Here is a 13,621-nt window from a genome sequence, read left to right as displayed (position 1 = left end):
TCCATGCGGATTGCGCTTGAAAACAGGCCATGCGGCGTTGCTCGTCGTTCATTTGGAACGACCAAACTTCGCTTCTCGCGCCTTGCCTGGCCTGTTTTCAGGCAGCAACTTGGCGGCGCGATTCATTCTGAGCTTCCCTAGGAGTCATCGCATGACCGAAGGCCGCGTCTTTGACGCCACGTTGTCCGATCAGACCGACACGGATCCGACGGAAACCCAAGAATGGCTGGACGCCTTCGAGGCCGTCATCGAAACGGAAGGGCCGGAGCGCGCGCACTACCTGCTGGAGTCACTGCTGGAGCGCTCTCGGCGCGGCGGCACGTTTATCCCGCACTCCCCGTACACCGCCTACATCAACACGATTCCGCCGCACGGCGAAGTCAGAAGTGACGGCGACCATGCGCTGGAGTGGAAGATTCGCTCCCTGATCCGCTGGAACGCGACGGCCATGGTCGTGCACGCCAACCGCGAACACGACGGCATCGGCGGCCACATCGCCAGCTTCGGCTCGGCGGCGACGCTTTACGACGTCGGCTTCAACCACTTCTTCAAGGGACCGGACCACCCCGATGGTCCCGATCTGCTCTACATCCAGGGGCACAGCGCGCCGGGCATCTATGCACGGGCGTTCCTGGAAGGCCGCCTGACCGAGGACCAGCTCCGCCGCTTCCGCACGGAGACTCAGCCCGGCGGACTGTCCAGCTACCCTCACGCCTGGCTGATGCCCGAGTTCTGGTCGCTGGCGACGGTCTCCATGGGTCTGGGCCCGATCATGGCGATCTACCAGGCGCGGTTGATGAAGTACATGGAGAACCGCGGCCTGACGAAGACCAAAGGCCGCAAGGTCTGGTGCTTCTGCGGTGACGGCGAGATGGACGAGCCCGAATCCCTCGGCGCCATCGACATCGCCTCGCGCGAAGGTCTCGACAACCTGATCTTCGTGGTCAACTGCAACCTGCAGCGACTGGACGGCCCGGTCCGCGGCGACAGCAAGATCATCCAGGAGCTGGAGGGCACCTTCCGCGGCGCAGGCTGGAACGTGATCAAGGTGATCTGGGGTGCCGCCTGGGACCCGCTGATCGCGCAGGACCGCAGCGGAAAATTGCTGCAGCGCTTCAACGAAGCGGTCGACGGCGAGTACCAGAACTTCAAGTCCAAGGGTGGCGCGTACACGCGCGAGCATTTCTTCGGCAAATATCCGGAGCTCAAGGAAATGGTCGCGCGCATGTCCGACGACGACATCGCCCGGCTCAACCGCGGCGGCCACGACCCGCACAAGGTGTACGCCGCCTACCACCACGCGGTGAACACCGCCGAAGGCCGGCCGACCGTCATCCTCGCGAAGACGGTCAAGGGCTATGGCATGGGCGAGGCCGGCGAGGGCCAGAACATCACCCATCAACAGAAGAAGATGGGCGAGGACGCGCTGCGCAAGTTCCGCGACCGCTTCTAGATTCCGATCAGCGACGATCAGATCAAGGACGTGCCGTTCTACCGCCCGGCCGACGACTCCGAGGAGATCCGCTACCTCAAGCAGCGACGGGAAGACCTGGGCGGTTCGCTGCCGGCGCGGCGCGTGGTCAGGGAATCGCTGGATCTGCCGGCGCTGGACGCGTTCAGCTCGGTGACCAAGGGGTCGGGTGATCGGGAAATCTCCACGACCATGGCCTTCGTCCGTGTCCTGCAGACACTTTGTCGCGACAAGCAGGTCGGCAAGCGCATTGTCCCCATCGTCCCGGACGAGGCCCGGACCTTCGGGATGGAGGGCATGTTCCGCCAGCTCGGCATCTACTCGCCGGTCGGTCAGCTCTACGAGCCGCAGGATGCCGACCAGCTGGCGTTCTACAAGGAATCCAAGGACGGTCAGATCCTGGAGGAGGGCATCACCGAGGCCGGTTCGATGTCGTCCTGGGTGGCGGCGGCGACCAGCTACGCCAACCACCAGACCACGCTGATCCCGTTCTACATCTTCTATTCGATGTTCGGATTCCAGCGGATCATGGACCTGGCCTGGGCCGCCGGCGACATGCGCGCCCGCGGCTTCCTCATCGGTGGTACCGCCGGGCGCACGACGCTCAACGGCGAAGGCTTGCAGCACCAGGACGGGCACAGCCATCTGCTAGCCGACTGCATTCCCAACTGCCGCGCCTATGACCCGACCTTCGGTTACGAGATCGCGGTGATCGTGCAGGACGGCCTGCGCCGGATGTACGACGAAGGCGAGGACATCTTCTATTACCTCACCTGCGAGAACGAGAACTACGCGCATCCGGAACTGCCCGAGGGTGCCGAGGACGGCATCAAGCGCGGCATGTACCGGCTGCGCCAGGGCGACAAGCGGAAGAAGAAGCGCGTGCAACTGCTGTCCTGCGGATCGATCCTGCGCGAGGCCATGGCCGCCGCGGACCTGCTGGAGTCCGAGTACAAGGTCGCCGCCGACGTCTGGAGCGTCACCAGCTTCACCGAACTGCGCCGCGACGGACTGGACTGCGACCGCTGGAATCTGCTGCACCCGGACGAGGAACCGCGCGATCCGTTCGTGACCACGCAGCTCGCCGAGGTCGATGCCCCGGTGATCACCGCCACCGACTACATCAAGACCTACGGAGACCTGATCCGCCCGTGGGTGCCACACACCTACAACGTGCTGGGCACCGACGGCTTCGGCCGCTCCGACACCCGCGAGGCCCTGCGCGACTTCTTCGAGGTCGACCGGCGCTGGATCACGCTCGCGGCGCTGCAGTCCCTGGTCAAGGACGGCATGCTGGAGCGCAAGGTGCTAGCCAAGGCGATCAAGGATCTGGATATCAACCCCGACAAGCCCAACCCGGTGACGGTATGAGCACGATCACGGTCAAGGTCCCCGACATCGGCGATTTCGACGCGGTCGAGATCATCGAGGTGCTGGTCGCCGAGGGCGATACCGTCGCCGTGGAAGACGGCCTGGTCTCGCTGGAATCGGACAAGGCGACCATGGACGTGCCGTCCACGGCCGCCGGCAAGATCACGAAGTTGCTGGTCAAGGTCGGCGACAAGGTCGCTCAGGGCGATGCCGTCGCCGAGATCGAGGCCGAGGATGCCGGTGACGACGCGCCGGACGAGCCGGCTGAGGACAGCGCCAGCGCCGAGGCCGACGACGCCACGAAGACAACCGACGAGCAAGCGGCGGCCGACGAACCCGAAGCCACCGCCGAGGAAGCTGCCGACGACGACGCGGACGGCGAGCCCGAGGAAATTCAGGTCACCGTGCCGGACATCGGCGACTTCGACGCGGTCGAGATCATCGAGGTGCTGGTCGCCGAGGGCGACAGCGTCGAGGTCGAGCAAGGCCTGGTGACGCTGGAGTCGGACAAGGCCACGATGGACGTGCCGTCCACCGTCGCCGGCACCGTCGTCAGCCTGGCCGTGAAGACCGGCGATTCGGTGGCTCAGGGTGATCTGGTCGCCACCGTGCGCACCACCGGCAAGACGGCGCCCAAACCGGAGAAGCCCGCCGGCGACGACAAACCCGCCGCGAAGCCGGCCGAGTCCAAACCGCCGGAGAAGACCGAATCCTCGGCCAAGCCGGCACCGAAACCCGAACCGGCAAAACCGGCCGACGACACCACGCGCAGCAAGGTGCCGGCCCACGCGTCACCGGCCGTCCGCAAGTTCGCCCGCGAGCTTGGCGTAAGCCTGGCCGGCGTGCACGGCTCCGGCCCGAAAGGCCGCATCCTCAAGGAAGACGTGCAGCAACACGTCAAGCAGGTGATGCAGCAGGGTCCATCCGGTGGTGGCGCCAGCACGGTCGCCGCCGGCTCCGGTCTGCCGGCGCAGCCCGCGGTCGACTTCAGCAAGTTCGGCGAGATCGAGACGATCGAGCTGGCACGCATCCGCAAGCTGTCTTCCAAACACCTGCACAAGTCCTGGCTGCTGATTCCGCACGTCACCCAGTTCAACGACGCCGATGTCACCGATCTGGAAGCCTTCCGCCAGGCCGAGAAGGACAAGCACGCGGCCAAGCTGACCATGCTGCCGTTCCTGATCAAGGCGGTTTGTCACGCAATCGACAAGCACCCGGAATTCGCAAGCTCGCTGACCCCGGACGGCGAGTCGCTGGTCATGAAGAAGTACCGGCACATCGGCTTCGCGGCCGACACGCCGAACGGCCTGGTCGTGCCGGTGGTCAAGGACGTGGACCGCAAGGGCATCGTCCAGATCGCGGCGGAGACCGCGGAGCTGGCGAAGAAGGCGCGCGACGGCAAGCTCGGCCCCGGCGACATGCAGGGCGCGGTGTTTTCCATCTCCAGCCTGGGCGGCATCGGCGGCACGGCGTTCACGCCCATCGTCAACTCACCGGAGGTCGCGATTCTCGGCGTGTCCCGCAACGAGGTGAAGCCGGTCTGGAATGGCAGCGAATTCGTCCCGCGCACGATTCTTCCGCTGTCCCTGTCCTACGATCATCGCGTGATCGATGGGGCGGCGGCGGCCCGGTTCGTGGTCTATTTGTCCGATCTGCTGTCGGACTACAGGCGGGTGGTCTTATAGTTCAGGTCGCGGAGGGGAGTTAGCAACGGCGGCCACGCCAAAACCACAAGGACGACTCTCCGTGAGTGAACAACGCGAAACGACCCGTCTGCCCTGGGTCTATCGGATCCCGCTGATCCTGGTGCTGTGGGCGGCGCTGGGGCTGCTGGTGGCCGGGCTGACCGAACCGATGATCCGCTTCGAGCAGTTCTGGATCTTCTCCGACACCATCTCGCTGTGGAGCGGGACGATGACGCTGCTGGAAAGCGGCGAGACCTTCCTGGGCAGCATCATCATGCTGTTTTCCATCCTGTTCCCGGTGGTGAAGAACCTGTGGCTGCTGGTGCTTGCCCACCTCGGTCAGCCACGCGGCCTCGGCATGAAGGTGCTGGGGGCGCTGGGCAAGTGGTCGATGCTGGACGTTTTCGTCATCGCCATCCTGATCGTCAGCGCACGCATGAACGGCATGACGGATGCTCAGCTTCTCGATGGTCTCTACTACTTCGTCGCATCCATCCTGCTGGTGAATCTGGTGTCGACGATCTTCACCTGGGCTCCAAAACTCCAGCGTTCGGACGGCTGATAACAGACCCGCCGCGAGACCCGGGGGAGGCCTGACGCCCGCCCGCGCAAGGCTGGACAAGGGTGGAGAATCTCCCCGAGGCGCCGATACTCGGTGTCCAGAAGAAGCGGGGAGCAGACTGAACATGAATCAGCGTAGCTTCGATGTGTTGCGGCACATCGGCGGCCACATAGCGCGTATGCCCCGGGTGGGGGCGGAGCCGGCCCACAGGATTCATCCCGGTCATGGCTGACGATTTGCGGAGCGTTCGCAAGTCCGGCGCCTCGGCGCGGGATGCGCTGCACTCATCCGCGGCCGCTGCCAACGAAGGGGTCGCGCCGCGATCGCTGCTCTGGGTGGAGACGCTTCCGGATGCCTTCCTGGTCTGGCGAGCCGATACGCGGGCCATCGTTCAGGTGAACGCACGCCTGGTCGCCCTGATGTCCCGACCCCGTGAGGACTTGCTGGGCCTTTCCGTGTCCCGCCTGTTTGCCGATGCCCGATCCGATGCCGTACTCGGCACGTCGCCCGCCCTCGGCGGCCAGTGGCACGCCCGGCTGCACATGGGCAACGGGATGCACCTCGACGTGGAGATTTCCGCGAGCAAGCTCGACGCCGACGCCCATGTCTGCTGGAGCGTCCGGGAAGTCGGCCACTGGCTCTCCCGCGAGCACCTGCTCCGCGATGAGCTGGAACGGCAGCGCGCCCACCTTTTGAACTCCGGCGACGGATTCGTGACCCTGGATCGGGCGATGAAGGCGGTGGATGTCTCGCCATCCTTTGCCCGCATGCTCGGATACACCGTGAACGAGATGATGGGCATGTTCGTCTGGGACTGGGATGTCGTCTACAGCCAGGAGGAGTGTCTGGCCATAGCGCGCTCGGATCGGTTCGGGCGAACTCCGTTGTTCGAGACTCGCTGTCGATGCAAGGACGGCTCGCTGATCGACGTCGAAATCCGTATCAACGCGCTGGAGTGGGGCGGGGAAGACCTGGCGTTCTGCGTGGTCAGGGATGTCACCGAACGAAACGACGCGCAACGCAAACTCCACGAGCAGGAGCGGTACCTGCAAGCTGCGCTGGACAACTTTCCGTTCCTGGTCTGGCTCAAGGACACCGAAGGTCGCTATCTGGCCGTCAACCGGGCGTTCGTGTCCGCGGCGGGTGCCTGTTCTCCACAAGAGCTCATCGGGAAGAACGACCAGGACTACTGGCCGACACTGGCGGAACGCTACCGCAGGGACGACCTGACGACACTCCGAACCCTCAAGCCGATGTCGATGGTCGAACCCTTCGAGGACGGCGGTGAAGACCGTTGGGTGGAAACGCACAAGCTGCCGCTGAAGCTCGATGGCGAGATCGCGGGAGTGATGGGCTACGCCCGCGACATCACGGATGAGCGGCAGGCCGCGCAGGTGATTCGCGCGCACAAGCACGAACGCGAAGCGCTGTTCGATCAGTTCCCTGATCCCACGGTGGTGTTTGATCGTGACAACCGCGTCACCGCATGGAACCGGGCGATGACCGCGCTGACGGGCGTTTCCGCGCAGGAAATGCTGGGACAAAACCCGCAGGCCTGCGCGTCAGTGATTCACGGCGGTGCGCGTCCGATGGCCGTGAGCGTACTCGAGAACCAAGACCTGCCACACGACTACGACTTGCTGGAACGGAGTTCCGAACAGGTGATGATGGCCTGCTCCGATCAACGAGCGTCGACCCGGCACTTCAGCGTCGTCGCCGGGCGCTTGCGCGGCGAAAACGGCGACCCGATCGGCATGGTCGAACAGCTGCGCGACGTCAGCGAACTCTACGAGACCAGGAACCGGATATTGCAGCTCTCGCTCGCGGTTCAACAAACCTCGCAAAGCGTCATCATCACGGATCTCAACGGGGTCGTTGACTATGTCAACGACGCGTTCGTCGCCAGATCGGGCTATCCGAGAAACCGGATCGTCGGAGAGAACATCTCGATCATCAACTCTCCGGACACGCCGGAAATCATCTTCAGCGAACTGAACACACGCCTGGATCAGGGACTCAGCTGGAAGGGCGAGTTCACCAGCCGTACCGCCGACGGCGATTCCATCATCGAGTACGCCCACATCTCTCCCGTCAAACAGGCGGACGGCCGCATCACCCACTATCTGAGGATCCAGGAGGATGTCACGCAACGTCGCCGCGACGAAAAGGCACTGGAGCGCCGCGAAAGAGAGTTTCGAACGCTGGTCGAAAGTTCACCGGATTTCATCGCCCGGTATGACCGCCAGCTGAAGCTCCGCTACGCGAACCCCGCGTTGCTGAACAGTGTCGGCGCAACCCTGAGCGAGCTGGCACAAGACGAAGTACGAGCGCAGATGAATCTTGATGCCGACGCGTTCACGTCGGAACTGCGTGCGGTCTTCCAGTCCGGACGAGAATCGGAGATCGAAGTTCGTTATCGAACGCGAGACCAGGCCATCCGCTGGTGCAGCGTTCGCATCGCGCCGGAGGTCGACAGCGACAACGTGCTCACCGGAGTGATCGCCATCGGACGTGACGTCACCTCGGATGTGAATCGGCGCGAAGAAGTGCATCGCCTGGCCTACTACGACAACGTCACCGGGACACCGAACCGCACCCTGATCCGTGAGCATGTGGCCGCCCTGCTGGAGTCATCCGACCCGCCGGCGTTCGCACTGCTCATGATCGATCTCGATCATTTCAAGGACGTCAATGACAGCCTTGGACATGTTGCGGGTGACCGGCTGCTGCGGGACGCTGCCGGCCGACTCATGAAGCTGGCGACCAACGAATGCATGATCGGCCGGTTGGGCGGCGACGAGTTCGCGGTTCTGGTGCAAAACGCCGTTGACACCAACACCACCGAGGCGCTGGCCGAGCGGATGCTGGCGGAGCTCGCCCGACCGTTCGAGATCGACGGTCGGCAAGTGTTCATCTCCGCCAGCATCGGCATCGCCAGCAGCCCGACCGACAGCCAGCAACTGGACGAGCTGTTCGCATTCGCTGACCAGGCAATGTATGTCGCGAAGGCCATCGGAAGAAATCGTTGCCAGTTCTTCCGTCAGGAGATGAGCGACTCCGCGAACGAGCGAATGGAACTAAGCTCCGAACTGCATCAGGCCATCCAACGCGACGAGCTGGAGCTGTGGTTTCAGCCGAAAATTCGCTTGTCCGACCGTCACCTGATCGGCGCGGAGGCCTTGCTGCGCTGGCGACACCCGGTGCGCGGCCTCATCGGACCCGACAGATTCATCCCTCTCGCGGAAGAAACCGGTTCGGCCGTTGCCATCGGGGAATGGGTGCTGCGAAAGGCCTGCCAGCAAGCCGTGCGATCGAATGCCCGGCTTCCCGCCAACCCGGTTCGGATCGCCGTCAATTGCTCCATACGCCAGTTTCAGATGGGCAGACTGGAAGACCGAGTGGCCGCGATCCTGGATGAAACCGGCTGCAAGGGAGAGTGGCTGGAAATCGAGATCACGGAAGGCCTTCTGCTGGAAAACAGCAAAAGCGTTCGGCGAACCCTGAAGACGCTGAACCAGCTTGGCCTGACCATCGCGATCGATGACTTCGGGACCGGTCACGCCTCCCTCGGCTACCTCAACCAGTTCAATGTGGATGTGCTCAAGATCGACCGTTCGTTTGTCACGGGCGTGACCGAGAGCGAGCAGATGCGCGAAGTGATCAAGGCGATTCTGTCCGTCGCCCAGGCACTGAAATTGAACGTCGTCGCGGAAGGCGTGGAAACCGAAGACCAGGCCAGCTTGCTCGAATCACTGGGATGCGACGCCTTTCAGGGCTGGCTGTGCGGTCGCGCGGTACAGGCGGCGGAGTTTGAGTCCAGAATCATCCGTTCCAGTTCAGCCGGCCTGCGCTATCTGCCGGACGAGCCGCAGTGATGCGGGCCTTACGCCAGCACATCAGTCTGTATCGCTGGCAACGAGGCTGATCCAATCAGCCGGCACGCCGCAGAATCGATGGCGTGGCCGGCTTCAGGAAGCAGCCCGGTCGCTGGCAGCCCCGGCATGACGGAGGCTCAGGCGCTCGACGGGCTCCGCGACGTCGTCGCCTGCATCCCGCGGATGAATCCGTGTCGACGAGCGTCACCCTGGACCCCGCAGTTCCGCCGCAGCGACAACTGAGCGCACGCCCCCGATTCGGAGGCCGAAAACGGCCGGCACCGCACGCCGGCAATGACTAGCCTGCCCGCTCGAATTCTCGGAGCAATGGCATGCATGAGCTGGACGGCAAGATCGCGATCATCACCGGTGCGAGCAGCGGCATTGGTCTCGCTGCGGCACGACTGTTCGCCAACCGCGGCGCCCGCCTGGTACTCGCGGCAAGGCGGGCCGATGTCCTGGAGGGCGTGGCCGCGGCCATCCGATCCGGCGGAGGCGAGGCGATCGCGGTCCCCGGTGATGTCACCAGCGAGGCCTTCGCCCAGCGACTGGTCGACACGGCCGTTTCCGCGTTTGGCCGACTGGATATCGCCTTCAACAATGCCGGAACGCTGGGGGAGCCGGGCCCGATCGCGGACCAGACACGAGCCGCCTGGGAGGCCACGCTGGCCACCAACCTCACCAGTGCCTTCCTGGCCGCCAAGTACCAGGCGCCCGCCTGCGCGGAGGCCGGCGGCGGGTCCATCATCTTCACCTCGACCTTCGTCGGCCATGCGACCGGATTGCCCGGCATGAGCGCCTATGCGGCGAGCAAGGCCGGCCTGATCGGCCTGACTCGCGTGCTGGCGACGGAATACGGAGCCCGGAAGGTTCGCGTCAACGCGCTGCTGCCCGGCGGCACGGATACGCCGATGGGACAAGCCGCCGCGCCCGACGCAGCGGCGCGCGCGCATGTGGAGAATCTTCACGCACTGGGCCGCCTGGCCAGCCCCGCGGAAATCGCCGCCGCGGCGCTGTTTCTGGCGTCCGATGCCTCATCGTTCGTCACCGGCAGCGCGTTGCTGGCGGACGGTGGCGTCTCGATCCACCGCGCGTAGATGGCGGATACGAAAAGGCCGGGGTCATGCCCCGGCCTTTCGCGGTCGATTTCAGATCACCAGATCTGCACCCGGTCTTCCGGGTCCTTCCACATGCCGTCACCAGGACGGGTGTTGAAGGCCTGGTGGAACGCGGGGACGTTCTCCAGCGTGCCGTTGGCGCGGTACTCGCTCGGTGAATGCGGGTCGGACTTGACCCGCTCGATCAGCGCCTCGTCCCGGAACTTGCGCGCCCAGACCTGGCCCCAGCCGATGAACAGACGCTGGTCGCCGGTGAGCCGGTCGATGACCGGAGCCGGCCGGCCGTCGAGCGCCAGATGATAGGCCTCGTAGGCGATGCTCAAGCCGCCGAGATCACCGATGTTCTCGCCCAGCGTGAGCTGCCCGTTGACGTGATAGCCGGGCAGCGGCTCGTAGGCGTCGTACTGGTCGATCAGCTTCGCGGTCAGGGTGTTGAACGCCTCGCGGTCGGCATCGGTCCACCAGTTGTTGAGATTGCCCTCGCCATCGAACTTGGATCCCTGGTCATCGAATCCATGACCAATTTCGTGGCCGATCACCGCGCCGATGCCGCCGTAGTTCACCGCGTCCTCGGCTTCCAGATCAAAGAACGGCGGTTGCAGGATGGCCGCCGGGAACACGATCTCGTTGGCGACCGGGTTGTAGTAGGCATTCACCGTCTGCGGCGTCATGTGCCATTCGTCCTCGTCCACCGGACCACCGAGCTTGGCGATGTCGCGCCTGGCCTCGACCAGGTTGGAACGAACGATGTTGCCGAACAGGTCGTCGGCCTTCACCTCCAGCGCGGAGTAGTCCTTCCACTTGTTCGGATAACCGATCTTCGGCCGGAAGGTCGCGAGCTTTTTCAGAGCCTCGTCCTTGGTCTCGTCGGTCATCCAGTCCAGCTCCTTGATGGACTGCTCGTAGGCCAGCAACAGGTTGTCGACCAGGCGTTCCATCCGCTGCTTGGCGACCGGCGGAAAATGCTGCTTGACGTACTGACGACCCAGTACCTCGCCAAGCGAATGCTCGACACTGGCCACGCCCCGCTTCCAGCGCGGCCGATTCTCCGGCGTGCCCCGCAGGGTGGTGCCGTAGAAGGCAAAGTCCTGATTGACGAAATCCTCCGACAGGAAACCCGCGAAGGAATCGATCACCTTCCACTTGAGGTAGGCCTTCCAGGTCGCCATGTCGGTGTCGGTGATCAGTCCGTCGGTTGCCTCGAAGAAGCTGGGCTGGCGGATGATGACCGCATCAATGTCCACGCCGGCTTCAGCGAGGAAGCTGCCCCAGTCGAAACCGGGGGTCAGCTCACCCAGCTCGGCCACGGCCACCTTGTTGTAGGTCTTGGTGATATCGCGGCTGTCGACCTTGGTCCACTGCGCCTTCGCCAGCTCGGTTTCCAGCGCGAAGATCGCCTGGGCCTTGGCGGGTGCATCATCGATATCGGCCAGATTCAGCATGGCCTCGATATGCCGGACATACGCCTCACGAATTCCGGCAAAGGCCTCCGTGTCTTCCAGGTAGTAGTCACGATCCGGCAATCCGGTGCCCGACTGGGTGAAGTAGATCGTGTATTGATCGGAGTTCTTGGCGTCCTGATAGATATAGGCGCCATAGAGGCCGCCGACGCCAATCAGCTGGTGATGCGCCCAAAGCGCCGGGAAGTCCTCGGTGGAGGTCAGCGCATCAATCCGCGCGAACTCCTCGGCGAGCGGCTCGGCGCCCAACGCGTTGACGGTCTCGACATCCATGAAGCTGGCGTAGAAATCTCCAATCTTCTGCTCGTCCGAGCCCTCGGCGGCATCGGTCGCGGCGGCGGTCTCGATGATCTCGCGCAACTGCTTTTCCGCACGGTCGGCCAGGATGCTGAATGCACCGTAGTTGGAGCGGTCGGCGGGAATGTCGGTCTGATCCATCCAGGTGCCGTTCACCCAGCGGTAGAAGTCGTCCTGCGGCTTGACCGAGGTGTCGAAATTCTCATGAATGACCCCGGAGGCCAGCGGCGCATCGGACACCGCGGTGGACCCGGAATCCTGGGACGACAGATGCGAGCAGGCGACCACGCCAAGCGCGGCGCCGCCCAATAAAAGGTGTTTGATCACTGGAAATACCTGACAAAAAACCCGGGCAGGCTAGCAGAAACGCCAGTCCGCTCGGAAAAACCATTAACCGCGGCTTTCGATCAGCGCGGTCTGCCCTTGTAAGGGCAGGATGCCGCAACCTGGCAAAACGGTCGCAGGCGTATCCGGAATGTTCAGACAAGCCTCCGGGTGACATCGCCCGGAGGGCGGGGCGTCAGAGGCGTACCGCGCCCGATGTGATGTCCTCGACCATCTGGGTGGTCAATCGCTGATAGCCGACATCGCGATCCAGCAGCACGTAGATCGGATCGGTAACCGCGACGGGATCGAACCCCTCGGCCTTCAGTTCGACCTTGCGGTACTTGAAGGTGCCGGTGGTGTCGTGCTCGGTGCGCAACCGGATGAACACCGGCACCGCATAGGCGGGCAGCGCCTCGCACAAGCCGCTGGCGAGCACCCGACCGTCGAAGTCCTGCCCGTCGCGCAGGGTCACCGCGGCCATGCCCGCGCGACCGTCATGATCGGGCACCTGCACGCCGTAGACGACGCCGTGCTCGATCCCGGGCAGCTTGGCCAGCACTCCTTCGATCTCCCCCGTCGCCACGTTCTCGCCCTTCCAGCGGAACGTGTCACCGGTCCGGTCAACGAACTGGATATGCCGCAGGCCCTGATCCCGCACGAGATCACCGGTGTTCAGCCAGCAGTCACCCTCACGGAACACGTTGCGCAGCAACTTGCGTTCGCTGGCCTTGGGATCGGTGTAGCCGTCGAACGGCCGCCGGTTGGTGACCTTGCTGATCAGCAGCCCCACATTGCCCCGGCCAACACGCCGCATTCGCTGCCTGGCGCCCTGCCGCACCGGCTCGTCGGCATCAATGTCGTATTCGACAATCGCGAACGCCATGGGCGTGAAGCCCGCGGTCCGGTCCACGCCGAAAGCGTTGATGAACGCGATGTTCGATTCGCTGGCGCCGTAAAACTCGTAGATGCGCTCGATCCCGAAGCGCTGCTGAAACGCGCCCCAGATCTCGGGGCGCAGCCCGTTGCCGGTGATCAGACGCACCGCGTGATCCCGGTCGCACCCGGTCGGCGGCTGATTCAGCAGGTAGCGCAACAGCTCACCGATGTAGCAGAACGCGGTGGCCCCGTTGTCCCGAATGCGATCCCAGAACCGGCTGGCGCTGAATTTACGGTCCAGCGCCAGACAGGCACCGGCCGACAGCACGCTGCTCCAGGACACCGTGAGCGCGTTGTTGTGGTAGAGCGGCAGGCAGACATAGAACACGTCGTCGGCCCGCAGCCGCAGCGTCGCATTGCCGACGCCACCCATCGCCGAGAGCCAGCGGTAGTGCGTCATCACCGAGGCCTTGGGCAGGCCGGTGGTGCCCGACGTGAAGATGTAGAAGCATGGCTGGTCGGCGCGCACGTCCGGCGTCGTCGACGGATTGCTGCCGGCCTGCTGCTCGGCGAGGTCAT

The 13,621-nt window shown here is 64.2% G+C and carries 6 protein-coding genes and 1 pseudogene; 5 read left to right on the top strand and 2 right to left on the bottom strand.

All coding sequences use genetic code 11. From position 1 onward, the window contains the following. The first annotated feature begins 151 nt into the window (after positions 1-151). From aceE to ABNS06_RS03380, 5 genes and pseudogenes are all read left to right on the top strand, one after another. Positions 152-2,842, top strand: a pseudogene (aceE, locus tag ABNS06_RS03400) (pyruvate dehydrogenase (acetyl-transferring), homodimeric type). Further along, positions 2,839-4,527: a dihydrolipoyllysine-residue acetyltransferase gene (gene aceF, locus ABNS06_RS03395; RefSeq protein WP_348672564.1), complete on the top strand. Its 1,689-nt coding sequence runs from the start codon at positions 2,839-2,841 to the stop codon at positions 4,525-4,527. Before aceE ends, aceF begins: the two are co-directional and overlap by 4 nt. A 61-nt stretch (positions 4,528-4,588) precedes the next feature. Next, a complete protein-coding gene (locus ABNS06_RS03390; protein ID WP_348672563.1) occupies positions 4,589-5,089 on the top strand; it encodes a paraquat-inducible protein A in 501 nt (166 codons plus the stop codon). Between the two features lie 224 nt (positions 5,090-5,313). Further along, positions 5,314-8,964, top strand: a complete 3,651-nt coding sequence (locus ABNS06_RS03385) for a PAS domain S-box protein (protein ID WP_348672562.1) — start codon at positions 5,314-5,316, stop codon at positions 8,962-8,964. A 332-nt stretch (positions 8,965-9,296) separates the two neighbouring features. Continuing rightward, positions 9,297-10,061, top strand: coding sequence for an SDR family oxidoreductase (locus ABNS06_RS03380; RefSeq protein WP_348672560.1), 765 nt, complete (start codon positions 9,297-9,299; stop codon positions 10,059-10,061). Between the two features lie 56 nt (positions 10,062-10,117). Here the strand turns inward: ABNS06_RS03380 and ABNS06_RS03375 are convergent, their stop codons facing one another. Together ABNS06_RS03375 and ABNS06_RS03370 are read right to left on the bottom strand one after the other, a co-directional pair. Beyond that, positions 10,118-12,166, bottom strand: a complete 2,049-nt coding sequence (locus tag ABNS06_RS03375) for a M13-type metalloendopeptidase (RefSeq protein WP_348672559.1) — start codon at positions 12,164-12,166, stop codon at positions 10,118-10,120. 193 nt (positions 12,167-12,359) lie between these two features. After that, the coding region (locus ABNS06_RS03370) for a long-chain-acyl-CoA synthetase (protein WP_348672558.1) at positions 12,360-13,621 on the bottom strand (1,262 nt) is incomplete at its 5' end.

Origin of the sequence: uncultured Abyssibacter sp. (assembly GCF_964000955.1) — a bacterium.
Classification (GTDB): domain Bacteria; phylum Pseudomonadota; class Gammaproteobacteria; order Nevskiales; family OUC007; genus Abyssibacter.
Note: the sequence above shows the minus strand (reverse complement) of the source record. Positions and strands in the feature narration are given on the sequence as shown.